The organism is Nocardia higoensis (assembly GCF_015477835.1).
GTDB classification, from domain to species: domain Bacteria; phylum Actinomycetota; class Actinomycetes; order Mycobacteriales; family Mycobacteriaceae; genus Nocardia; species Nocardia higoensis_A.
Window position 1 is genome coordinate 556,637 of the sequence record NZ_JADLQN010000003.1, and the last position, 25,623, is coordinate 582,259.

A 25,623-nucleotide genomic window follows, 5' to 3' on the forward strand; every position below is an offset into this window, starting at 1 on the left:
TGGTGAGAGCCGCCTTCACCAGGGCGGAAAGCGGCGAAGGGCCGGGCGGTCACTGTCTGGGCGTGACTGCACCCTGCGCTGCGCCGGACTTCCGATACTCTGGGCTCCCGTGACCGTCGCATCGTCTCCCGGCTCCGCAAACCCCCACGCACAATTCGACCTGATCGTCGTCGGCTCCGGCTTCTTCGGGCTGACCGTCGCCGAGCGCACGGCCACCGTGCTCGGCAAGAGAGTGCTGGTGCTCGACCGGCGCTACCACCTGGGCGGCAACGCCTATTCGGAGCCGGAACCCGAGACCGGGATCGAGGTCCACAAGTACGGCGCTCACCTGTTCCACACCTCCAACAAGCGGGTGTGGGACTACGTCACACAGTTCACCGAGTTCACGAACTATCAGCACCGCGTCTTCGCGATGCACAAGGGGCAGGCCTACCAGTTCCCGATGGGGCTTGGCCTGATCTCGCAGTTCTTCGGCCGGTACTTCACCCCGGACGAGGCCCGCGCGCTCATCGCCGAGCAGGCCGCCGAGGTCGAGACCAAGGACGCCCAGAACCTCGAGGAGAAGGCGATTTCGCTCATCGGGCGCCCGCTTTACGAGGCGTTCGTGCGCGACTACACCGCCAAGCAGTGGCAGACCGACCCGAAGGAACTGCCCGCGGGCAACATCACTCGCCTGCCGGTGCGCTACACCTTCGACAACCGCTACTTCAACGACACCTACGAGGGCCTGCCCACGCAGGGGTACACGAAGTGGCTGGAGAACATGGCCGCCTCCGAGCTCATCGAGGTGCGGCTGAACACCGACTGGTTCGAGGTGCGTGACGAGCTGCGTGCCGCGAACCCGGACGCCGCGGTCGTCTACACCGGCCCGCTGGATCGCTACTTCGACTACGCCGAGGGCGAACTGGGCTGGCGCACCATCGATTTCGAGACCGAAGTGCTCGAGACCGGTGACTTCCAGGGCACCTCGGTGATGAACTACAACGACGCCGACGTCCCCTACACCCGCATCATCGAGCCGCGCCATTTCCATCCCGAGCGCGACTACCCGACGGACAAGACGGTCGTGATGCGCGAGTACTCGCGTTTCGCGCAGACCGGCGACGAGCCGTACTACCCGATCAACACCCCCGAGGACCGTGCCAAGCTGCTGGCCTACCGGGAGCGTGCCGCACGCGAGACCGCCGAGGCCAAAGTGCTCTTCGGCGGGCGCCTGGGCACCTACCAGTATCTGGACATGCACATGGCGATCGGTTCGGCGCTGAGCATGTTCGACAACGTGCTGCGCCCGCACCTGGAAACCGGTGCCCCGCTGGTCGACGAGCAGAGCTGAGCCGAGAACCCGGGGCGCATACAACGAAAGTCACGATGACTCCTCCAGCGACCTCCCACCCCATATTGGAAGACATGACGACCGAGACCCGAGCGAAATCGCTGCTCCAGCGCATCATCCTGCCTCGCCCCGGCGAGCCGCTGGATGTGCGCACCCTCTACCTGGAGGAATCGGCGACCAACGCTCGGCGCGCGCACGCGGCCACCCGCACCTCGCTGGCCATCGGCGCGGAGTCGGAGGTCTCGTTCTGCACCTACTTCAACGCGCTGCCCGCCAGCTATTGGCGCCGCTGGAGCATTCTGACCTCGGTGGTGCTGCGCCTGGAACTGGCCGGGCACGGCCGGGTGGACGTCTACCGCTCCAAGGCCGACGGTTCGCGAATCCACGTGCAGGGCAAGGAGTTCGCGGTCGCGGCAGGCGCGGACTCGACCACCGTGGAGTTCGAGACCGAGCTGGCCCCGTTCGAGGACGGTGGCTGGATCTGGTTCGACATCACCACCGACACCGCGGTGACCCTGTTGTCGGGCGGCTGGTTCGCCCCGATCGAGGCGCCGGGGGAGGGCAGCATCGCCGTCGGCATGCCCACCTTCAACCGGCCCACCGACGCGGTGAAGACGCTGGCCGCGCTCGGCTCCGATCCACTGGTGCTCGAGAAGATCGCCGCGGTCATCATTCCCGACCAGGGCACCCGCAAGGTCGTCGACGAACCCGGTTTCGCCGAGGCGGCCGCCGTGCTCGGTGACCGGTTGTCGATCCACGACCAGCCCAATCTCGGCGGCTCCGGTGGCTACAGCCGGGTGATGTACGAGGCGCTGAAGACCACCGACGCCCAGTTCATCGTCTACATGGACGACGACATCGAGATCGAGCCCGACTCGATCCTGCGCGCGCTGGCCTTCTCCCGCTTCGCCAAGTCACCGGTGCTGGTCGGCGGGCAGATGCTCAACCTGCAGGAACGCTCCCATCTGCACGTGATGGGCGAGGTCGTCGACCGGTCGATCTTCATGTGGAGCGCGGCGCCCAACGTCGAGTACGACCACGACTTCGCGAAGTACCCGCTGCGCGACCGGGACAACTCCAAGCTGCTGCACCGGCGCATCGACGTCGACTTCAACGGCTGGTGGACCTGCGTGATCCCGCGTCAGGTGGCCGAGGAGCTCGGCCAGCCGCTGCCGCTGTTCCTCAAGTGGGACGACGCCGAATACGGTCTGCGCGCCAAGGCCGCGGGCTACCCGACCGTCACCCTGCCCGGTGCGGCGGTCTGGCACATGGCCTGGAGCGACAAGGACGACGCCATCGACTGGCAGGCGTACTTCCACCTGCGCAACCGGCTGGTGGTCGCCTCCCTGCACATGCCCGGCGACGGCCGCGGCCTGATCCTCAGCACGATCAAGGCCACCCTCAAGCACCTGCTGTGCCTCGAATACTCGACCGTCGCCATCCAGAACCTGGCGATCCGCGACTACCTGGCGGGCCCGGAGCGGCTGTTCCAGCTGCTGCCCTCGGCGCTGGGCGCGGTGCACGAGCTGCGCAAGCAGTACCCGGACGCGGTGATCCTGCCTTCCTCGACCGAACTGCCGCTGGCCTCGCACCTGAACGTGGGCGCGGTCGGCGAACCGGCCAATCCGATCGCCAAGATCGGCAGGCTGGTCAAGGGCGTGGTGCACAACTTCCGCCCGGCCCGCCCCGAACACCACGACACCCCGCAGCTGAACGTGCCGACCCTGGACGCGCGCTGGTACCTGCTCTCGCAGGTCGACGGCGTGACCGTGACCACCGCCGACGGGCGCGGCGTGGTCTACCGTAAGCGCGACCCGCGCCAGGCGCTGGCCCTGTTCAAGGAGGCCATGCGGCTGCGCAAGGAACTGGCCGAACGTTTCCCCGAGCTGCGCGAGCGCTACCGGGCCGCCCATCCGCGGCTGACCAGCACCGCCGCCTGGGAGAACGTCTTCGGCATCGAGCAGACCGAAGGCGAGAACCGGTGAACCCGAACAGTGCTGTGGACGAGAACGACGGTGTGAGCCGGACCGGCGCCGTGAGCGAGAACGGTGCCGTGAGCGAGAACGGTGCCGTGAGCGAGAACGGTGCCGTGAGCGAGAACGGCGCCGCGACTGAGACCGGTGTTCTGAGGGAGAACGGTATCGGCGGCCGGAACGACGCCGGGAAGCGTGAGACCGTGTCCCCGAACGCCCGCGCGGAGGCCTTCGCGGAATCCGCGGCCGCCGTCGAGCAGCCCGGCGTGGCCCCCGGCTCGCCTGAGGTCGCGATCATCAACGCCGTGCAGTCGAGCATCGGCGCGAACCCGGCGGTGGTCTCGGCCGCGCGCGGCATGTCGCACTTCGGCGAGCACGCGCTCGGCTGGGTGGGCATCGCGGCGGCGGGCTGGCTGGTCGACAAGCCGCGCAGGCGGCAGTGGGCAGGTGTCGCGGTCGGCGCCGTCGGCGCGCACGCGGCGTCCATCGTGATCAAGCGGGTGGTCCGCCGTCCGCGCCCGAATCACCCGTCGGTGCAGGTCAACGTGGGTACGCCGAGCAAGCTGAGCTTCCCTTCCTCGCATGCCACCTCCACGGCGGCGGCGGCGGTGTTGCTCGGAAAACTCACCGGGCTACCCTTGCCTGCGGTGCTGATCCCCCCGATGCTGCTCTCCCGGGTCGTACTGGGGGTGCACTACCCCTCCGACGTGCTGGCCGGTTCCGTGCTGGGCGCGGCGTCGGCGTCGGCTCTGCTCGCCGTCGAGAAGCGGCGCGAGCGACGGGCCGCGGGACGGTAGCGTGCGAACGCACGCCTATCGCCCCGCGCGACACAGCAGACAGCACGGACGAGATCGAAGACAGTGACCGCTCGAGAAAAGGCCTTGGTTGAGATGAGTGAAGAGCCGACCGGCGCCGACCTGGCCGATGCCGTCGTCAAGGGTCCGCCCAAGTCGCTGGCCGGAGGACTGATCAAGGCTGTCCGGCCGCGTCAGTGGGTCAAGAACGTGCTCGTGCTCGCCGCCCCGCTGGCGGCCGGGCCGGAGACGGTCAGCGACCTCACCGTGCTCGGGCACGTCGCCATCGCCTTCATCGTGTTCTGCATGGCGGCCTCGGGCATCTACCTGGTCAACGACGCGCTCGACGTCGAGGCCGACCGGGCGCACCCGACCAAGCGGTTCCGTCCGATCGCCGCGGGCGTGGTGCCCGTCAACCTCGCCTTCGGCCTGTCGGTGTTGCTGCTGACCGCCTCGGTGCTGCTGGCCTTCCTGGCCTCCTGGCAGCTGGCCGTGGTGATGGCTGTCTACATCGGCATCCAGCTGGCCTACTGCTTCGGGCTCAAGCATCAGGCGGTGCTCGACATCTGCATCGTGTCCTCGGGCTTCCTGCTGCGCGCGGTGGCGGGCGGCGCGGCCGCGAATATCGTGCTCTCGCAGTGGTTCCTGCTGATCATGGCGTTCGGTTCGCTGTTCATGGCGGCGGGCAAGCGCTACGCCGAACTGCAGATCGCGCTCGGCACCGGGGCCAAGATCCGCAAGTCCCTCGAGTACTACACACCGACCTACCTGCGCTTCATCTGGACGCTGGCGGCCACCGCGGTCGTCGTCTTCTACGGCCTGTGGGCCTTCGAGCAGGATCGTGCCAACGACACCACCTGGTTCGCGATCTCCATGGTGCCGTTTACCATCGCCATCCTGCGCTACGCGGTCGACGTCGACGGCGGTGAGGCAGGGGAACCGGAAGAGATCGCCTTGGGGGACCGCATTCTGCAGTTCCTCGCCATCGCCTGGATCGGAGCGGTAGGTGTCGCTGTCTATCTCACCTGACGAGAAGTTGGTCGAAGCAGCGGAGCGAACTGAAGACGAGACGGATCGCCCTGCCGCGCAGGAGCGTTCGGTCTCGTCGGCGCTACGCCTGTCTTCGGCCCTCTTCGTCGGTGGGATGACGCTGACCGTCGCGCTGTTCGCGATCGGCGGGTGGAACCGTCGCTGGATCGCCGACGACGGCCTGATCGTGCTGCGCACGGTGCGCAACCTGCTCGCGGGCAACGGCCCGGTGTTCAACATGGACGAGCGGGTCGAGGCGAACACCAGTACCGCCTGGACCTACATCGTCTGGTTCTTCAGCTGGCTCACCCAGGTTCGCCTGGAGTACGTGGTTCTCGGTGTGGCGCTGACCCTTTCGCTGATCGCGGTCGTGTTCGCCATGCTCGGTTCGGCCCGGCTGTGGGGCGGCGCGGGATCGTCGTTGCTGCTGCCGGCGGGTGTGCTCGTCTACATCGCGCTGCCGCCCGCCCGCGACTATGTCACCTCCGGCCTGGAAACCGGCCTGGTGATCTGCTGGCTGGCGGTGCTGTGGTGGTCGATGATGCGGTGGGCGCAGGCCGACCGCGTGCGGCCGGGTGGGCTGGCCTGGCTGGTGTTCCTGGCTGGGCTCGCGCCGCTGATCCGCCCCGAGATGACTCTGGTCGGCGGCCTGGCGCTGCTGATGATCTTCTTCGCGCCGATGCCGACATGGCGGTTCGGTCCGGTGGCCACCCGGATCGGGATCGTCGCGGTCGCCGGTGTGGTGCCGCTGGGTTACCAGATCTGGCGGATGGGGTACTACGGCCTGCCCTACCCGAACACCGCCGTCGCCAAGGACGCGGGCGGCGCCAAGTGGGAACAGGGTTTCACCTACCTGTGGGATCTGGTCGGCCCGTACCTGCTGTGGCTGCCACTGCTGATCCTGCTGGCCGCGGCGGTGGTCGCCGTGCGCGGCGGTGGACTGCCTGCCTGGTCGCCCGCGCCCGGAGCCGAGGGTGTCGGCGCTTCCCGGTTCGCGAGGAGCAGGCGGTGGCTGCGTTCGCCCGCGGCGGTGGTCACGCTGGTGATCCTCAGCGGCCTGATTCTGACCGTCTACGCCCTGCGCGTGGGTGGCGACTTCATGCACGGGCGAATGCTGCTGGCACAGGTGTTCCTGCTGCTGTTGCCGGTCTCGGTGCTGCCCTTGCGGTTGCCGCGCTCCGGGTCGGCTCTCGCGCGAGGCGGCTTCGGCTTCGTGCTGCTGGCCTGGCTCGCGACCGTGGGCTGGGCGTTGTTCGCCGCGGGCACCACCGCGATCACCTCCGGCACCAAGATCAGCGAGTCGGGCATCGTCGACGAGCGCGTCTACTACGTGCTCAACACCGGCCACGACCACCCGATCCGCGCCGAGGACTATCTCGACTATCCGCGCATGCGGGCGATGGTCGCCGATATCAGGCGCAACCCCAACGGCGGCCTGCTGCTGAATTCGCCGTCGTTCATGTTCTGGTACATCGCGCCGCCGCCGCAGCCCATCCCCGAGGGCGGGGCCGGGCACACGGTCTACTTCCTGAATCTGGGCATGACGAGCATGAACGTCCCGCTCGACGTCCGGGTCATCGATCCGATGGGTCTGGCCTACCCGCTGGCCGCGCACAGCGACCGGCTCGTGGACGGACGCATCGGCCACGACAAGAGCCTGTACTCGGACTGGGTCGTCGTCGACACGGGCATGGTCGATCAGAAGCCGTGGATGCCGTGGTTCCTCGACGAGAAGTGGGTGACCCAGGCCAGGACCGCGCTCAGCTGCAACGACACCCACGCGCTGCTGGTCTCCACGCGCGACCCGCTCACCTTCGAACGGTTCCGGCACAACCTGCGCAACGCGCTGGATTTCGCGAAGTACCGCATCGATCGGGTGCCCAAGTACGAGATCGCGCGATGCGGTCTCATCGACCCGTTCCCGCAGCCGCCGCGCTGACCGCCGAAGCCGGTGAACATCACGGCTTGTCACACCGGCCTCGAGCGTGCACTCTTGGCACAGAGGTTGCAGTGTGATAGTGGGATATACCTCTTTGTCTCGGTTTGGTAACGTCCGAGGCGGCGCAAGGGGTTAGGCTCGTCCGCGACGCCCGCGGGCGTGATCTGGACTTAGTTCAATTCCGGCTGCCAGAGGGTCGCCGGACGCGGTCGAGTCCGGCCGCTCGAAGGAAAGGCCGAAAAGAAAATGCGAGCTCGAAGAGCCGGCGCATGGCTCAAGCGCGCGGTGGTGATGTCGATTGCCGTGCTGATGCCGCTCGGCGTGACGGTGGCCGGTGGTGGAGCCACCGCCTCGGCGGCGTTCAACCCGTCCGGATTCGACTTCTGGGTGGATTCGGACATGGGTCCGATCAAATCCAGGATCTTCCGCGCCGCGGACGGAAACACCAACCGTGTGGTCTACGCGCTCGACGGTATGCGCGCGCGTAACGACCTCAGCGGCTGGGAGATCGACACCGAAGTCGCCCGCGAACTGACCAAGTGGAACATCAATGTGGTCATGCCGGTCGGCGGCATGTCCAGCTTCTACGCCGACTGGAACGCCCCGAGCACCATTCTGGGCGTCGGCGGCGGTTCCAGCGGCTCGGCCTCGGGCTCCTCGTCGGGCTCGGGTGCGCTGCAGATGCTGGCGGGCGGTCCCGGCAAGAGCACCCGCTACACGTGGGAGTCCTTCCTGACCGACAACCTGCGCTGGGCGCTGCGCGACCGGCTCGGGTTCAACCCGAACCGCAACGGTGTGTTCGGCCTGTCGATGGGCGGCTCGGCCGCGCTGACGCTGGCCGCCTACCATCCGGATCAGTTCAGCTATGCCGCGTCCTACTCCGGCTACCTGAACGTCTCCGCTCCCGGTATGCGTGAGGCGCTGCGGGTCGCGATGATCGACGCGGGCGGCTACAACATCGACTCGATGGCGCCGCCGTGGGGTCCGCAGTGGCTGCGGATGGACCCGTTCGTGTTCGCTCCCCGACTGAAGGCCAACAACACCCGCCTGTGGGTCTCCGCGGGAAGCGGCCTGCCCTCCGCGCAGGACGGCCTGAGCTTCGGCACCCTCAACGCGATGGGGCTGGAAGCGCTGGCGCTGGCCAATACCCGCGCTTTCCAGATCCGTATGGCGACCCTGGGCGCGAACAATGTCACCTACGATTTCCCGGCGGTCGGCGTGCACAACTGGCGCTACTGGGAAACCGAGGTCTACCGGATGATTCCCGATCTGTCGGGGCACATCGGCTGACCGATTGCCCGACCACCGGGCGGCGGGTGCGCGATCACCCGGCAACCCGGCGGGCGGGGCCACGACCGCCCGCGGCGTCACGCCGCGGGCGGTTTTTTCATGCCTCCGACCGGGGGAATCCGTGACCGGATCGGCAACGAATCAGTAGCGGCGGCGTCGGTTGCTTGTGACTGGTATCACTTTCCAGCAACATGTAAGCATTCGTTGCCGATTGATACTCGGAGAGAATGTGCCGAGGTCGCTACGTCCGATCCGCTCTCGGGCGCATCCCTGGACGCGGACGAGGCGACCGGCAAGATAGCTCGGCAGTTGCCGATCGTCCCGGAGAAAGGTCGATGGTATGCGAGGTCTCCGCTGGAAACGTGCGACGCCGAGGGCGTCCCGAGCGCACCGTGAGTCCACGTCGCTTCCGTGGCGGCGAGGCTGGGCGGTCGGCCTGGCAACCGCGTTGCTGGTGCCCTTCGGCGTCTCGCTGGCAGGCGGTGGAGCGGCGGCCTCGGCGGCGTTCGAGCCGCGAGCGTTCGATTTCTGGGTCGATTCCGATATGGGCGCCATCAAAACCCGGGTGCTGCGCGCCGCGAACGGCAATACCAATCGCGTCGTCTATGCGCTCGACGGTATGCGCGCCCCGGAGTCGCTCAACGGCTGGGAAATCGAGACCGATGTCCCGGCGCTGCTGGCTTCCTGGAACATCAATGTGGTGATGCCGGTCGGCGGTATGTCGAGTTTCTACGCCGATTGGAACGCGCCGAGTGAATTCTTCGGCGTTCCGGCGGGCACCGGGTCGAATACGGGTTCGAACGGGTTGAACGGGTTCGCCGGTGGTCCGGGCAAGAGCTATCGCTACACCTGGGAGTCATTTCTGACCGACAACCTGCGCTGGGCGCTGCGCGACCGGCTCGGGTTCAGCCCGTACCGCAACGGCGCGTTCGGCCTGTCCATGGGTGGCTCGGCCGCGCTCACGCTGGCGGCCTATCACCCGGATCAGTTCAGCTTCGCCGGTTCGTTCTCCGGCTACCTCAACATCTCCGCACCGGGCATGCGCGAGGCCATCCGGGCCGCGATGCTCGACGCGGGCGGGTACAACGTCGACTCGATGGCGCCGCCGTGGGGTCCGCAGTGGCTGCGCATGGATCCGTTCGTGTTCGCGCCCAACCTGGTGAACAACGGCACCCGCCTCTGGATCGCGGCGGCCAGTGGCCTGCCCACCTCCTCGGACCCGCCGAGTTTCGGCACCTTCAACGGCATGATGCTCGAATCGCTCGCGCTGGCGAATACTCGCTCGTTCCAGTTGCGTATGGCGACTTTGGGCGGAGGTAACGCGGTGTATTCGTTCCCGCCATTCGGAATCCACGCGTGGAACAACTGGCGTGACGAGGTCACCAGGATGTTGCCGGATATGTCGGCGCATATCGGTTAGCGCAACGCGAGGCAACCGCCGGGCGCAGCGAGGGCGCTCGGCGGTTTCGTCGTGCGCGCCCAGTGGTTCGGTCGCGTGCGCACAGCGGTTTCGGCGCGTGCGCACAGTGATCGGCTACACCCGCGTCGGCGGATTCCGGTGCGGGACTTGGCATCGGGCCGACCGCAATCCGGCATCCGATACGACATCGCGGCGCGAACGCGGTATGGTCACCGCACGATCACACTGCTCGCGCTGTGGGATATCGGCCAACGGAAATATCTCGGTCTTGCCGAGAAATCTCCGGTCGAATATTCTTCCGCGAGCACAAGTGTGACCAGATCGTTGTAGCGCCGTCACCAAGCGCCGGACTGTCGGGGCCGGAGCGTGGTGACGCGCGTCTCGTTGGCAGCACGGGTGGTGCCGCGTCGGCTCGGCGCGGCTACACCACAACAGCAGAAAGAGAGCCACATTCATGCGATTCGGCAGGGCCGCCGCGCCGAACAGAGTCCCGTCCGGTAAGCGAGGCGCACCTCGCGGTTGGCGTCATCGGATCCTGGCAGTGGGTGCCGCCGCGCTGGCGCTACCGGTCGCCGCCGGAGTGGCGGCCCCGACGGTCGCGACCGCCGCTCCCGTGCACGCCCCGGTGCTGCGCGCGCCGGCCGGTGGATACGAAGAGCTGATGGTCCCCTCCTCCATGGGCCCGATCAAGGTCCAGGTGCAGTGGGCCTCGCGTGGCGGCAGCGCCGCGCTGTACCTGCTCGACGGTATGCGGGCGCGCGACGACCGCAACGCCTGGTCTTTCGAGACCAACGCCATCGATCAGTTCAAGGACGCCAACATCACCCTGGTGATGCCGGTCGGCGGCGAGTCCAGCTTCTACACCGACTGGTACGCCCCCTCCAGCACCAACGGCCAGAAGACCACCTACAAGTGGGAAACCTTCCTGACCGAAGAGCTGCCGAATTTCCTTGCCGGATACGGCGTCTCCAAGACCAACAACGCCGTCGCCGGTCTGTCCATGGGCGGCAGCGCCGCGCTGGCACTGGCCGCCTACCACCGCGATCAGTTCAAGTACGCCGCGTCCTACTCCGGCTACCTGAACATCTCGGCGCCGGGCATGCGTGAGGCGATCCGCATCGCGATGCTGGACGCGGGCCGCTACAACGTCGACTCGATGGCCGCTCCGTGGAGCCCGCAGTGGCTGCGGATGGACCCGTTCGTGTTCGCGCCGCAGCTGCGTGGCCTGCCGATGTACATCTCGGCCTCCAGCGGCCTGCCGGGTCAGCACGATCGCCCGGCCTCGGCCGTCGGCGTGTTCAACACCGGCAACGCGATGGCGCTGGAAGCGCTTTCGCTGGTCAACACCCGCGCCTTCCAGGTCCGCCTGAAGTCGCTGAACATCCCGGCGTTCTTCAACTTCCCGGCCACCGGCACGCACTCCTGGAAGTACTGGGAGTCGGAGCTGTGGAACTCGCGTCAGGGCATCCTGGACGCCACCGGCGCCTGGTGACCACCGCACCCACCGTCTGAGATCGGCCGGTCCGCGTGGACCGGCCGCCGAGACCACGAGGCCGTCGCTTCCGAATTCGGAAGCGACGGCCTCGTTCGTTCGTCCGGTGACGTCGAGTGTCGAGGGCGGAGGCAGCGCTCGCGTGCTGTGAGTGATATCACCACACGAGCGGCTGCCGCGTCGCTTCCGGGAGGTGTCCGTTCCGGTCACCGCTGGCTCACACGCGGCGTGCCTTACCCGGAATCCCGCTGCGACCGGGGTACAAACAGCGGGTGGCCGGATTTGCTTGGAGTAAGCCGAGTCGGCGCCGCGGTGGCGGTGTCCGGTCGATCATCGGTGGATTCGCCCTGCTCGCCGCGCTGACTGTGCTGCCGGCAGCGATCACGACGACCCCGATGAGTGGGAAAGCGGCCGCTCAGCCGACGGCGGCGGCTTCCTCAGCAACTGTCCAGCAGGCGGTCTGGCTGAACGACCGGCGGGTGACGCTGTGGGTCACCTCGCCCGCCATGGGCGCCCCCGTGCAGGTGCAGCTGCTGCTCGCGCGCGACTGGAATGCCAGGCCCGACACCAGGTTTCCGGTCCTGTTCCTGCTGGACGGATTGCGCGCCGACGACGACGAGAGCGGCTGGACCAAGGATTCCGGCGCCGCGGAGTTCTTCGCCGACAAGAACGTGACCGTGGTGCTCCCGGTGGGCGGCCAGTCCAGCTTCTATGCCGACTGGCTGCGTCCGGACAACGGGCGCAACTACCAGTGGGAGACCTTCCTGACCAAGGAGCTGCCGCCGCTGCTGGAGAGCCAGTGGCGCGCCACCGACGTACGCGGTCTGGCCGGGCTGTCGATGGGCGGCACCGCGGCGATGTTCCTGGCCGGACGAAACCCGTCGTTCGCGCGCTACGCCGCGTCCTACTCCGGTTTCCTCACCACCACGACCCTGGGCATGCCGCAGGCCATCGGGTTCGCCATGCGCGACGCGGGCGGTTTCGACTCCGATGCCATGTGGGGCCCGCCGTCGAACCCGGAGTGGGCCGCGCACGACCCGTATCTGTTGGCCGACAAGCTCGCGGGCGTCAGCCTCTACATCTCCAGCGGCAGCGGCAGCACGGGGCCGTTCGACCAGGCCTCCGGCATCCCCGGCGTGAGCACCAACTACGCGGGTACCGGGCTGGAGATCTTGTCCAGGCTGACCTCCCAGAACTTCGTGACCAGGCTGAGCGAGCTGAAGATCCCGGCGACGGTGAACTACCGCCCCTCCGGCACCCACAGCTGGCCGTACTGGGATTTCGAGATGCGGCAGTCCTGGCCGCAGGCCGCGGCGGCGCTGGCCGTGGAGCCGGAAAAGCCCGCGTGCGCTCCCGGCGGCGCGATCGGGCAGGTGGTGCAGGGCAACGGCTGGCTGGGCGAATGCCTCACCAGCGAGTACGTGGTGCGCGGCGGGGTGGCCCAGGACTTCCGGGGCGGGCGGGTGTTCTTCTCGGCCGAGAGCGGCGCGCACGTGGTCACGGGCATGATCGGCGGTGGTTACCAGGCCGCGGGTGGCCCGAACGGTGTGCTCGGCCTGCCGACCGGGGGTGAGCGCGATCTGGGCGACGGCCGAGGTCGGGTGCAGTCCTTCCAGCGCGGCGCGCTGTACTGGACCCCGCAGACCGGCGCGCAGGTGGTGCGCGGGGCGATCCTCGACGAATGGGGCAAGCAGGGGTACGAGCGCGGCCCGGCCGGTTACCCGATCGGTCCGGAGGTCCAGACGCCGAACAAGGCGGGCGCGGTGCAGGCCTTCGAGGGCGGGCCGTTCTACTACAGCCCGAACACCGGGGTGTTCCGGGTGCAAGGGCTGATCCTGGGCAAATTCGCGCAGATGGGATACGAGAGCAGCTGGCTCGGCTTCCCCGCGGCGGAGGAGGCTCCGCTGAAGGACCTGGGCCGGTTCAGCCGGTTCGAGGGCGGCAGCGTCTACTGGAGCCCGTTGTCGGGCGCCTGGGCGGTGCGCAACGGCCCGATCATGGACGCCTGGCAGTCCCAGGGCTTCGAGAACGGCAGGCTCGGTTTCCCGATCAGTGACGAATTCCCGGTCTCCGGCGGTGTGCAGCAGAACTTCCAGGCCGGGTTCGTCACCGTGCGCGACGGCAAGGCGGAGATTCACTCCGTCTGACCGGCTCCGGTCGATGCCGCTACCCTGGGGGCCGACCGAACCCCCTTGCGCACAGATCGAGGACACCACATACATGCACCGGATTCGTGGAAAGGTTTTCGGCGTCGCGGTGGCGATCGCGGCCACCGGTCTGCTCGCCGCCTGCGGCGATGACGATTCGACCGCGTCGAGCACGCCGACGTTGAGCACCACGGCGACCTCGTCGGCCGCCGCTTCCAGCTCCGCGGAGGGCGAGCCCGCGAGCCCCGCTCCCGAATCTCCCGCGCCCGCGCCGGAGCAGGCGGAGCAGCAGCCGGAGCAGCAGACCGACACCGCCGCCCCCGAGCGGCCGCAGCCGGTGCCGGACGAGCAGATCCCCGAGGCCGACACCTCCGGCCTCAGCGACAAGGACAAGCAGTACCTGGCCGCGCTCGAGGAGAAGGGCATCAAGCCCTCCAGCCCGGACATCGCGCTCAGCGTCGCCACCTACGTCTGTCAGGGTGTGGCCGCGGGCGCCGCCGAGAGCGACCTGACCACCTTCGTCAACGCGATGGCGGGTTCGGACGCGGCCTTCGATCCGTCGAAGATGCCGGTCGAGGAAGCAGGCCGGATCTACATCGACACCGCCAAGCAGACCTACTGCCAGTGAGCGCACGTCGCGGGCGGCCGACCACCCACCGGTTCCGGCCGGTGGGATGTCTGCCGGTGCTGTTGATCGCCGCGCTGCTGATCGCGGTGATCGTGCTGCTGTGGTATCTGCTGGCGGGCAGGCTGCGCGTACCCGGTCCGGGACCGCAGCCGCCCGGCCCGCCGACCAGTCAACCGGCGAGTTGCCCTGACGTGCAACTCATCTCGGTGCCGGGCACCTGGGAATCCAGCAGCGCCGACGACCCGCGCAATCCGACGGCCAACCCGCTGTCGCTGATGCTCAATGTCACCGGACCGCTGCGCGAACAGTTCCCGGCGCAGCGCCTGGACGTCTACACCGTGCCGTACGTGGCCCAGTTCTCCAATCCGGTGGCGATCCCGCCGGACGGGCAGCAGTCCTACAACAACAGCCGCTCCGAGGGCACCACGCGCACCGTCGCCGCGCTGACCGAGCGGGCGCGGGAATGTCCCTTGACCACCTACGTGCTGGCCGGCTTCTCCCAGGGCGCGGTCATCGTCGGCGACGTGGCCGAGCGGATCGGCGCGGGCGAGGGCCCGGTGCCCGCCGACAAGGTGCTCGGCGTCGCGCTGATCGCCGACGGCAGGCGCACCGGCGCGTCCGGACCGGGTCAGGCCGTCGAGATCGGCCCGCCGCCGCCGGGCGAGGGCGCCGAGGTCGCGCTGAACGGCTTGAAGGTGCCGGGAATCACCATGACCGGCGCGCGCTCGGGCTTCGGCGAGCTTGCCGAGCGCACCTACACCATCTGCGCGCCCGGCGACATGATCTGCGATTCGCCCAGGCAGGCGCTGAGCCCGGTGAACTGGATTCCCAGCGTGCTGAGCCTGGTGCGCGCGGCCGGAAATCCGGTGCACGCGCTGTACAACACCTACGCCGTCGACGAGAACGGCACGACCGCCACCCAGTGGACGGCGGACTGGGCGAGCGGCCTGATCCAGGGCGCGCCCTATCCACCGCATTCCTGATCAGGCCATTGCCGACCAGCGCATCGCCGATCACCGCAGTCCCGACCGGCACAACCTCGACCACCCACCACAACCATGAGCTCACACAACACCGGTAACCCTGGTTCTGTGCCGGGCCAACCGGTGCGGTGACAACCGCACGACACATCACCGGAACGCTGTAAAGTGCGCTGGTGATCGCGACCGGCCCCCGATCCCGGGAAGGCCGTCGAGCCGCATTTTCCGCACAGCCAGGAGCATGTATCCATGACACAAGCCGCCGCACCGGCCGGTGAGCTGACCGCTTTGGGCACGCCGCTGCGCCCGTTTCGTTTCGCGGCCGCGGGCGAAGGGAACAAGCAGGAGGGCGGCGCTCGCAAGTTCGTTCAACTGGCGCAGCAGGCCGAGGAGTACGGCTACGACACCTTCGTCGTGCCCGACCACCTCGGCGACCAGATCGGACCGATCGCCGCGCTGGGCGCCCTGACCCAGGCCACCGAGAAGATCCGGCTCGGTACATCGGTGCTGGCCAACGGCTTTCGGCACCCGGTGGTGCTGGCCAAGGATCTGGCCACCATCGACGTGCTGTCCAAGGGCCGCCTCGAGGTCGGCGTGGGCGCGGGCTGGAAGCAGGACGAGTTCCTCGCCGCGGGCCTGCCCTACGAGTCCCCGGGCGTGCGTCTGGCCAAGCTCGACGAGACCCTGACCATCCTGGATGTGCTGCTGCGTGGCCAGGAGTGCACCTTCTCGGGCAAGTACTACCAGGTCGACGGGGTCAAGGGGACTCCGCGCCCGCGGCAGGGTCCGCGCCCGCCGCTGTGCACCGGCGGCGGCGGCCCGAAGATGCTGCGCCTGGCGGCCAAGCACGCCGACATCGTCTCGGTGGTGCCGATGACCACAAAGAACGGCAAGGGCCTGCTCTCGGGGATTACCCTCGAGAAGGCGATCGAGAAGGTGAACCTGGTCAGGGAAGCGGCAGGCGACCGATTCGCCGACATCGAACTGAACTGGGCGATCACCGCAGTCGTCATCACCGACGACAGGGAGAAGACCGCCGAGATGGCATTGTCCGCGCTGGAGCGGGGCCTGGCCCCCGACCTCGAGGTGGATGTGAAGCTCACGGTCGAGGAATTGCTGGACTCGCCCTACGTGGCGATCGGCAGTTTCGAGGAGATCGCCGAGCAGATCAAACGGGTGCGCAAGCTCACGTCGATGTCCTACGTCGGCATCTATCCCACGCAGATGGACGCATTCGCTCCTGTCATCCCCCTGCTGAGGGATGAGTGAGCGGGTCTTCTCTGTAACATGACCCTGGTTTGAGGACATCTAGCCGATAAGGCGGTCACCGCGCAGACCGCATGAAATCTGCAGGTTGACTCTGCGACATAGAGCACCCGCGGGCGAAAGCGAGTCGGGGCCCCACAGATACCAACGGCGGTGTCGCCGTCATGCTGCGTGTGCCTCGGAGGAGAAGAAGGAATGGACGAGACTTTCGACGACTACCTGGACGAAACCGGGAACATCACTATTCCCGAGGGTCAGACCCTGGTTGATCACGTCGAGAAGCACACCCGCAACGACGCGAACACGCTCGCGTACCGCTATATCGACTATTCGCGAGAACGCGATGGCGAGGTGCACGAGCTGACGTGGCAACAGTTCGGTGTCCGGCTGCGCGCGGTGGCCGCCCGACTCCAGCAGGTGACCAAGCCGGGTGATCGGGTCGCGATCCTCGCCCCCCAGGGCCTGGACTACGTGGTTTCCTTCTTCGCCGCCATCTACGCCGGCGCCATCTCGGTGCCGCTGTTCGATCCGGACGAGCCCGGCCACACCGATCGACTGCACGCCGTGCTCGGCGACTGCGAGCCCTCGGCCATCCTGACGGCGGGTTCCTCCGCCGCGGGCGTGCGCCAGTTCTTCCGCTCGCTGCCCGCCGCCCAGCGCCCGCGCATCATCGCCGTGGACGCGATCCCCGACAGCGTCGGGGACAGCTGGGTGCGCCCGGACATCTCGATCGACGACATCGCCTACCTGCAGTACACCTCGGGCTCGACCCGGGTGCCCGCGGGCGTGGAGATCACCCACCGGGCGGTCGCCACCAACCTGCTGCAGATGGTCGACGCGCTGAACCTGGACTGGAACTCGCGCGGGGTCACCTGGCTGCCGCTGTTCCACGACATGGGTCTGCTGACGGTGATCCTGCCCGCGGTCGGCGGCAAGTACATCACCATCATGTCGCCGAGCGCGTTCGTGCGCCGCCCGTACCGCTGGATCAAGGAGCTCGCCGCGGTCTCCGACGGCGCGGGCACCTTCGCGGCCGCGCCGAACTTCGCCTTCGAGCACGCCGCCGCGCGCGGTCTGCCCCGCAACGGCGAAACCCTGGACCTGTCCAACGTCCTGGGCCTGATCAACGGCAGCGAACCGGTGACCACGTCCTCGATGAAGAAGTTCAACGAGGCGTTCGCCCCCTACGGTCTGCCCAAGACCGCCATCAAGCCCTGCTACGGCATGGCCGAGGCCACCCTGTTCGTCTCGGCCACCAAGGCCGAGGACGAGGCCAAGGTGACCTACGTGGATCGGGCCGAACTCAACGCGGGTCGCATGGTCAAGGTGGAGCAGGGCGCGGAGAACGCCATCGCGCAGGTCTCCTGCGGCTACGTGGCGCTGTCGCAGTGGGCCGTGATCGTGGACCCGGAGACCGTCGAGAGCGACGGCGGCGGCCACGAACTGCCCGACGGCCGGGTCGGCGAGATCTGGCTGCACGGCAACAACATGGGCATCGGCTACTGGAACCGCCCGGATGAGACCCAGAAGACCTTCCGCAACCGGGTCACCGAGCGGGTCGCCGAAGGCAGCCACGCCGAGGGCACCGCCGCGGACGCGAACTGGATGCGCACCGGCGACTACGGCGTGTACTTCGACGGTGAGCTCTACATCACCGGCCGGGTGAAGGATCTGGTCATCGTCGACGGCCGCAATCACTACCCGCAGGACCTCGAGTACTCCGCGCAGGAGGCGAGCAACGCGCTGCGGCCCGGCTTCGTCGCCGCGTTCTCGGTGCCCGCCAACCAGCTGCCCGCCGAGGTCTTCGAATCCGGCAGCCACTCGGGTCTGAATTTCGACGCCGACGACGCCTCCGAACAGCTGGTCATCGTGGCCGAGCGTGGTCCGGGCGCGGGCAAGGCCGATCCCGGCCCGATCAGCGACGCGGTGCGTGCGGCTGTCTCCCAGCGTCACGGCGTCACCGTGCGTGACGTGCTGTTGGTGCCCGCGGGTTCGATCCCGCGGACCTCCAGCGGCAAGATCGCGCGCCGCGCCTGCAAGACCGCTTATCTCGAGGGAACGCTGCGGGGTGGTTACACCCAGCAGGCTTTCCCCGATGCACCGGAAGAGTAATTCGCAAGGGTGAGCTTCGACCGCTGGTCGTCGGCGCTCGGCGGGGAATCGGTCCCGGTCGAGCGCCGATTTGCGGCGCGCCTGGTACGCAGACGAGTAGCTTGAGGAATTGATGGCTGACAACGAGGGCACGCCCGAGCAGACGAACCGCGCCGCGACCACCGGAGCCGCTGCGCCGGCCTCGGCGGTGGGAACCGCGCGCACCGAGTTGTCGGTGGCCGAGGTGCGCGAGTGGCTGCGCAATTGGGTGGCCGAGGCCACCGGGCAGCCGGTGGACAACATCACCGTGGACCGGCCGATGGAGGAATTCGGCCTGGCCTCGCGCGACGCCCTGGCGCTCGGCGGCGACATCGAGGAACTCACCGGTGTCACGCTGAGCGCCACTGTCGTCTACCAGCACCCGACCATCGGCTCGCTGGCCGAGGTGATCGTGCACGGCGAGCCCGAGCCTGCCGAGAGCGCGGGCGAGGACGCCTATTACACCGCCGGCTACACCCCGGGTGAGGCGCACGACATCGCCGTCGTCGGCCTGTCCACCCGGCTGCCGGGCGCGGGTGACACCCCGGAGTCGACCTGGGAATTCCTCATCAACGGCGGTGACGCGATCCGCGAGCTGCCCGAGGGCCGCTGGTCGGAATTCCTGTCCGATCCGAGCACCGCCCAGCTGGTCGCCGAGAGCAACACCCGCGGCGGCTACCTGGACCAAGAGGTGGTCAAGGGCTTCGACGCGGAGTTCTTCGCGATGTCGCCGATCGAGGTGGAACGGGTCGACCCGCAGCAGCGCCTGATGATGGAGCTGACCTGGGAGGCGCTCGAGCACGCCCGCATCCCCGCCAGCGAGCTCAGGGGTACGCAGGTCGGCATGTTCGTCGGCTCCTCCACCCAGGACTTCCAGCTCATCGCCGCGCTCGGCCTGGGCGATCGCGACCCGAGCCTGCCGATCTCGGCGGAGGCCTACGCCCTGCTGGGCGCCTCCACCGGCATCATCGCCAACCGGGTGTCCTACTTCTTCGATTTCCGCGGTCCGTCGGTGACCGTGGACACCGCCTGCTCCTCCACGCTGGTCGCGGTGCACCAGGCCGTGCGCGCGCTGCGTGACGGCGACGCCGATCTGGCGCTGGCGGGCGGGGTGAACATGATCCTGTCCCCGGTGGCCACGCTCGGTTTCGAGAAGAACGGCGCGGTCGCCAAGGACGGTCACATCAAGGCGTTCTCCTCCGATGCCGACGGCATGGTCCGTTCCGAGGGCGCGGGCTTGGTGGTGCTCAAGCGCCTGGCCGACGCCGAACGCGACGGCGACCGGGTGCTCGCGGTGATCAAGGGCTCGGCGATCAACAACGACGGCCGCTCCAACGGCCTGTTCGCCCCCAACCCCGACGCCCAGGCTGAGGTGCTGCGCCGTGCCTACCGCGACGCGGGCATCAACCCCGCCACCGTCGATTACATCGAGGCGCACGGCACCGGCACGCTGATCGGCGACCCCATCGAGGCCGACGCGCTCGGCCGGGTGGTCGGCCGCGGCCGCGAGGCGGACAAGCCCGCGCTGCTCGGCTCGGCCAAGACCAACTTCGGTCACCTGGAGTCCGGCGCGGGTGCGGCGAGCCTGGCGAAGGTGCTGATGTCGTTCCAGCACAACGTCATCCCGCCGAACATCAACTTCGCCGGCCCCAATCCCTACATCCCGTTCGAGCAGGCCCGCCTCAAGGTCGTCGAGACCCCGACCGAGTACCCGCGCTACAGCGGCGTCGCGACGGTCGGTATCTCCGGCTTCGGCTTCGGCGGCACGAACGCCCACCTCGTACTCCAGGAGTACACGCCGGCGGGCGTACGCGAGGCCGTCGCCGAGCCGGTCGCCGAGAACGCCGAGGTCGTGGAGAACAACGAGGCCGTAGAGCACAGCACGGCTGTCGAGGCCGTCGAGCTCCCCGACACCGAGAGCACCGATGTGCTCGCCGAAGTGACCGAGATCGTCTCCGAGGTGGAGGCCGAGGCCGCGGAGGTCGTCGCCGAAGCGACCGAGATCGCCGCCGAATCCGCCGAAAACACCGAATGGTCCTCCCTGCGGACCGAGCCGCTGCCGGTGATCCTCGCCGTCTCCGGCTACCTGCCCTCGCGCCGCCGCCGCGCCGCCGCCGAACTGGCCGACTGGCTGGAGTCCGAGGCCGGTCGCGACGTGCCGCTGGCCGATGTGGCCCGCTCGCTGTCCAAGCGCAGCCACTGGCGCTCGCGCGGCGTGGTGCTGGCCACCACCCACGACGAGGCCGTCGCCGGTCTGCGCGCCATCGCCGCGGGCAAGCCGGGCACCGGCGTGTTCACCGCCGACGCCCCCGCCGCGCAGGCGCCGATCTGGGTGCTCGCGGGCTTCGGCGCCCAGCACCGGAAGATGGGCAAGCAGCTCTACCAGGAGAATTCGATCTTCCGCCGGGCCGTCGACGAGGTCGACGAGCTCGTCGTGGACGAGGCCGGGTACTCGGTGCGCGAGATGATTCTCGACGACGCGCAGGACTACGACGTCGGCACCTCGCAGGTCGGCATCTTCACCATCCAGATCGGCCTGGCCGCGCTGTTGCGCGCGCACGGCGCCCAGCCGGACGCGGTGGTGGGTCACTCGATGGGCGAGGTGGCAGGCGCCTACATCGCCGGCGGCCTCACCCTCGAGGACGCCGTGCGGGTGATCTGCGCCCGTTCGCGTCTGATGGGCGAGGGCGAAGCCATGATCACCGACGCCGACGTGCGCAATATGGCGCTGGTCGAGCTGAGCGCGGCCGATGTCGAGGCCATGCTCGCCGACTACCCGGAGGTCGAGGTCGCCGTCTACGCCGCGCCGACCAACACCGTCATCGGCGGCCCGTCCGAGCAGGTGATGGCGATCGTCGCGAAGGTCGAGGAGTCGGGCAAGTTCGCCCGTGTCCTGCCGACCCGCGGCGCGGGCCACACCTCGCAGATGGATCCGCTGCTGGGCGAGCTGGCCGCCGAGCTGGCGGGCATCGAGCCGACGAAGCTGCGGCACGGCCTGTACTCGACCGTGCGTAAGGAGCAGTTCTTCCGCGCCGGTCACGATCCCGTGCACGACGAGGACTACTGGGTCACCAACATGCGCCACAGCGTGTACTTCACCAACGCGGTGAAACTCGCGGTGGACAGCGGCCACACCACCTTCCTCGAGCTGGCCCCGAACTCGGTGGCGCTCATGCAGGTGCTCGGCACCACCTTCGCCGCGGGTCTGCACGACGCCCAGCTGATCCCGACGCTCAAGCGCAAGGAAGACGAGTCGGCCGGTGTGATCGCCGCGCTGGCCCAGCTCTACGTCCACGGTCACGCCGTCGACCTGCCCTCGCTGCTGCCCGCCGGCGACTACGCCGACGTCCCGCGAACCAGGTTCGTGCGCAAGGAGTTCTGGCCCCAGAGCCGCCTGTCGAGCGGCAGTGGCGAGGGCCGGGCGCCGGGCGCGCACGTCGCGCTGCCCGACGGCAGGCACGTGTGGCAGGTACAGGCGGGCGCGGTCACCGATCCCGCCGCCTTGGTGCGGGCCGCCGCCGCGCAGGTGCTGTCCGAGGTGAGCCTCGGCGCGTCGGTCACCCACGCCGCGGTCCCGGCCGTGGGCACGTTGATCACCACGCTGACCCCGCATCCCGGCGGCGCCTCGGTGCAGGTGCACGCCAACGAGGGCGGGCAGTTCCGACTGCTGTTCGACGCGGTCGTCACCTCCGGCGCACCGCTGCCGACCTCGGGCCCGGTCGCCGAGTCCGCCGTCGCACAGTCCACCGTCGCTCAGTCCACCGAGCCCGAGGTCGTCGAGAACCACGGCGACCGCTGGGACCCCACCGGTTCCCAGACCCTCGAAGACCGCCTGGCGCTGATCGTCGCGGAGTCCATGGGCTACGCGGTCGAGGATCTGCCGATGGAGATCCCGTTGATGGAGCTGGGTCTGGACTCGCTGATGGCGATGCGGATCAAGAACCGCGTCGAGTACGAGTTCGACATTCCGCAGCTGCAACTGCAGGCCGTGCGCGACGCGAACCTCACCGAGGTCGCCAAGGTGCTGCGCTACGCGATCGAGCATCGCGACGAGGTCGCCGCCATCGCCGAGCGGCAGGCCGCGGGCGAAGACGTGGTCATCGACGCCGATTTCGTCGAGACCGCCCGCGCCGCGATCGAATCGGGTGAGAGTCCGGACGCCGTGGCGAAGGCTGCCGGTGTGGCCGCCGAGCCGGTCGCCGCAGCCGCCGTCGAACCGGTGGTCGAGGAGTTGCCGGTCGATCCCGAGACCGCCGCCTTCGGTGAGGCGCTGGCCGACGTCTCCGAAGACGACGTGCCCCCGCGCGACGCCGCCGAACGCCTCACCTACGCCACCTGGGCGATCGTCACCGGCAAGTCCGCGGGCGGTGTGTTCAACACCCTGCCGATCCTCGAGGAGGAGGTCGCCGAGAAGCTGGCGACGCGGCTGTCGGAACGGATCAAGGCCGAGATCACCGTCGACGACGTGCTCGACTGCGAGACCATCGAGCAGCTGGCCGACATCGTGCGCGAACAGCAGGACAACAGCAACGATGTGGAGGGCTTCATCCGCCCGCTGCGTCCGCGTGCCGAAGGCTCGAACGCCGTGCCGGTGTTCGTGTTCCATCCCTCCGGCGGCAACACCCTGGTCTACGAGCCGCTGCTCAAGCGGCTGCCCGCGCACACACCGATGTACGGCTTCGAGCGCGTCGAGGGCGATATCGAGCAGCGCGCCAAGCAGTACATCCCCGAGCTGCGCCGCATCCAGGGCGACGGCCCGTTCGTGCTCTACGGTTGGTCGCTGGGCGCGGTGTTCGCGCTGCAGGTCGCGCAACTGCTGCGCGCCGAGGGCGCCGATGTGCGCGTGGTCGGTCTGATCGACCTGGCCATCCCGACGCAGAACGAGGACAACAGCCCCGAGGAGCGGGTGCGCCGCATCGAGCGCTACCAGGCGTTCGCGAAGAAGACCTACGGCGTCGACGGCGAACTCGATCGTGAGCAGCTCGAGGAACTCGCCGCCGCGTCCGACGAAGAGCAGTTCCAGATGATCAGTGATCTGATCAAGATCAGCGGTGCGAAGATTCCCGGCGGCGTGCTCGAGCATCAGCGCACCTCCTGGGTGGAGAGCCGCCACCTGGCCCGCACCACGCCCTCGCGCTACGACGGCGACGTGGTGCTCTACCTCGCTGATCGCTACCACGACGGAATGATCGAACTGGAGCCCCGCTTCGCCGAGCGCATGCCCAACGGCGGCTGGGACGAATACCTTCCCAACCTCCAGGTCGTGCATATTCCGGGAGATCATCTGCAGATCGTCGACGAACCGCGGATCGGGAAGATCGGTGCCGACCTGGCCGCGAAGCTCGTGGCAATGGAGGCGAAAGGGGACCAGTGAGCACGACGGCCGAGAAACTCGCGGACCTACGCACGCGCCTGGAACAGGCGCAGGAGCCCGCGGGTGAGGCGGGGGTCGCGAAGCGGGCGCAGAAGGGGATTCCCAGCGCCCGGGACCGGATCAACATGCTGCTCGATCCGGGCACCTTCGTGGAGATCGGCGCACTGGTGCGCAAGCCCGGCGATCCGACGGCGCTCTACGGCGACGGCGTGGTCACCGGGCACGGCCTGGTCGACGGCCGGCCGGTCGCGGTGTTCTCCCACGACCAGACCGTCTACGGCGGTTCGGTCGGTGAGATGTTCGGCCGCAAGGTCGCCTACATCATGGAGTACGCCGCGCGCGTCGGCTGCCCGGTCGTCGGCATCAACGACTCCGGCGGCGCGCGCGTGCAGGAGGCCGTGACCTCCCTGGCCTGGTACGCCGAACTGGGGCGCAGGCAGGAGCCGCTGTCGGGCCTGGTGCCACAGATCTCGATGATCCTGGGCAAGTGTGCGGGCGGTGCCGTCTACGCCCCGATCAACACCGACGTGGTGGTGGCGACCGAAGAGGCGTACATGTTCGTCACCGGGCCGAAGGTGATCCGCGAGGTCACCGGCGAGGACGTGAGCCTCGAGGAGCTCGGTGGGGCGCGCAGCCAGGCCGAGTACGGCAATATCCATCACGTCGCCGCCGACGAGAAGGCCGCGTTCCAGTGGGTGCGCGATTATCTGAGCTTCCTGCCGACCAGCTGTCAGGAGCTCGCGCCGATCGTCAATCCCGGTCTGGAACCGGAGATCACCGACACCGACCGCGAACTCGACTCGATCGTGCCGGATTCCGACAACTCGGCCTATGACATGCACGAGATTCTGCTGCGCATCTTCGACGACGGCGACTTCCATGAGGTCGGCTCCAGCGCGGGCCGCAACATCATCACCGGCTTCGCCCGTGTCGACGGCCGCAGCGTCGGCGTGGTCGCCAACCAGCCGATGGTTTCGGCCGGGGCGCTCGACGCCCGCGCATCGGACAAGGCCGCCCACTTCGTGCGCCTGTGCGACGCCTTCGAACTGCCGCTGGTGTTCGTGGTGGATACCCCCGGCTTCCTACCGGGCGTGGAGCAGGAGAAGATCGGCGTCATCAAGCGCGGCGGCCGGTTCCTGTTCTCCTATGTCGAGGCCAGCGTGCCGAAGGTGACGGTGGTGATCCGCAAGTCCTACGGCGGCGGCTATGCCGTCATGGGCTCCAAGCAGCTCGGCGCCGATGTCAACCTGGCCTGGCCGACCGCCCGCATCGCGGTCATGGGCGCGGAGAGCGCGGTCAGTCTCATCGGCGGCAAACAGATCGAAGCCGCGCCGGAGGAACAGCGCGCCGCCGTCCGCAAGCAGATGATCGATTTCTACAACGCGACCGTCGCGACCCCGTGGGTGGCGGCCGAACGCGGCTACATCGACGCCGTGATCGAGCCGTCCACCACCCGGCTGGAGATCCGCCGCGCCCTGCACCTGCTGCGCGACAAAGCAGTGGACAGGAACCCGCGCAAGCACCATCTGCTGCCCTTGTAGGTCGGCCTGTCCCGTCAGCGGGAGCCATATGGCATGCGCGCGCTCGCCCGACAGTGCCGGGCGGTCCTGGCGCTTTCCGACGTGCCGCGAGCGCGTCCGGGCGGGCGGCAGGATCGGCTCCGTGGCCTCTTCGGAACATGAGCGCGGCGGTCTTTACATCCTCGCGACTCTCACGCAGTATTCACTACCAGCACGTGCGAGAAATGGCCGTCCGGCCAGGACGAACAGTCTCAGACGATCGACACAGTGAACTCGCGGCAAACATCGGCCGTGAGCTGAACGAAGGG

The 25,623-nt window shown here is 68.4% G+C and carries 15 protein-coding genes; all 15 read left to right on the forward strand.

The features are described 5' to 3' along the window. Positions 1-109: 109 nt before the first annotated feature. The 15 genes from glf to IU449_RS20445 all read left to right on the forward strand — a co-directional run bounded on the left by glf (position 110) and on the right by IU449_RS20445 (position 25,336). Entirely contained in the window at positions 110-1,333 is a 1,224-nt protein-coding gene (glf, locus tag IU449_RS20375) for a UDP-galactopyranose mutase (RefSeq protein WP_195003682.1), read from the forward strand. A gap of 74 nt (positions 1,334-1,407) precedes the next feature. After that, positions 1,408-3,318, forward strand: coding sequence for a glycosyltransferase (locus IU449_RS20380; protein ID WP_195003683.1), 1,911 nt, complete (start codon positions 1,408-1,410; stop codon positions 3,316-3,318). 254 nt (positions 3,319-3,572) lie between these two features. Further along, on the forward strand, positions 3,573-4,103 hold the full coding sequence (locus IU449_RS20385; RefSeq protein WP_195003777.1) for a phosphatase PAP2 family protein: 531 nt from the start codon (positions 3,573-3,575) through the stop codon (positions 4,101-4,103). Positions 4,104-4,196: 93 nt separating this feature from the next. Further along, positions 4,197-5,129 carry a decaprenyl-phosphate phosphoribosyltransferase gene (locus IU449_RS20390; protein WP_195003684.1) on the forward strand — a complete coding sequence of 311 codons (933 nt, stop codon included), beginning with the start codon at positions 4,197-4,199 and terminating at the stop codon, positions 5,127-5,129. Between the two features lie 7 nt (positions 5,130-5,136). After that, entirely contained in the window at positions 5,137-7,068 is a 1,932-nt protein-coding gene (gene zomB / locus IU449_RS20395) for a flagellar motor control protein ZomB (RefSeq protein WP_195003778.1), read from the forward strand. Between the two features lie 246 nt (positions 7,069-7,314). After that, positions 7,315-8,358 carry an alpha/beta hydrolase gene (locus IU449_RS20400; RefSeq protein ID WP_195003685.1) on the forward strand — a complete coding sequence of 348 codons (1,044 nt, stop codon included), beginning with the start codon at positions 7,315-7,317 and terminating at the stop codon, positions 8,356-8,358. Positions 8,359-8,698: 340 nt separating this feature from the next. Continuing rightward, complete coding sequence (locus tag IU449_RS20405; protein ID WP_195003686.1) at positions 8,699-9,778, forward strand: alpha/beta hydrolase; 1,080 nt, start codon at positions 8,699-8,701, stop codon at positions 9,776-9,778. 454 nt (positions 9,779-10,232) lie between these two features. Further along, complete coding sequence (locus IU449_RS20410) at positions 10,233-11,270, forward strand: alpha/beta hydrolase (protein ID WP_267468365.1); 1,038 nt, start codon at positions 10,233-10,235, stop codon at positions 11,268-11,270. A 395-nt stretch (positions 11,271-11,665) separates the two neighbouring features. Beyond that, a complete protein-coding gene (locus IU449_RS20415; protein ID WP_195003687.1) occupies positions 11,666-13,417 on the forward strand; it encodes an alpha/beta hydrolase-fold protein in 1,752 nt (583 codons plus the stop codon). A gap of 73 nt (positions 13,418-13,490) precedes the next feature. Then, a complete protein-coding gene (locus IU449_RS20420) occupies positions 13,491-14,045 on the forward strand; it encodes a DUF732 domain-containing protein (protein ID WP_195003688.1) in 555 nt (184 codons plus the stop codon). Beyond that, a complete protein-coding gene (locus IU449_RS20425; RefSeq protein WP_228805436.1) occupies positions 14,036-15,028 on the forward strand; it encodes a cutinase family protein in 993 nt (330 codons plus the stop codon). Before IU449_RS20420 ends, IU449_RS20425 begins: the two co-directional genes overlap by 10 nt. Positions 15,029-15,274: 246 nt before the next feature. Next, entirely contained in the window at positions 15,275-16,294 is a 1,020-nt protein-coding gene (locus IU449_RS20430; protein ID WP_195003690.1) for an LLM class F420-dependent oxidoreductase, read from the forward strand. A 192-nt stretch (positions 16,295-16,486) separates the two neighbouring features. Further along, positions 16,487-18,403, forward strand: a complete 1,917-nt coding sequence (fadD32, locus tag IU449_RS20435; RefSeq protein ID WP_195003691.1) for a long-chain-fatty-acid--AMP ligase FadD32 — start codon at positions 16,487-16,489, stop codon at positions 18,401-18,403. Positions 18,404-18,515: 112 nt separating this feature from the next. Continuing rightward, positions 18,516-23,795: a polyketide synthase Pks13 gene (gene pks13, locus IU449_RS20440; protein ID WP_195003692.1), complete on the forward strand. Its 5,280-nt coding sequence runs from the start codon at positions 18,516-18,518 to the stop codon at positions 23,793-23,795. Beyond that, a complete protein-coding gene (locus tag IU449_RS20445; RefSeq protein ID WP_195003693.1) occupies positions 23,792-25,336 on the forward strand; it encodes an acyl-CoA carboxylase subunit beta in 1,545 nt (514 codons plus the stop codon). Before pks13 ends, IU449_RS20445 begins: the two co-directional genes overlap by 4 nt. Positions 25,337-25,623 lie beyond the last annotated feature (287 nt).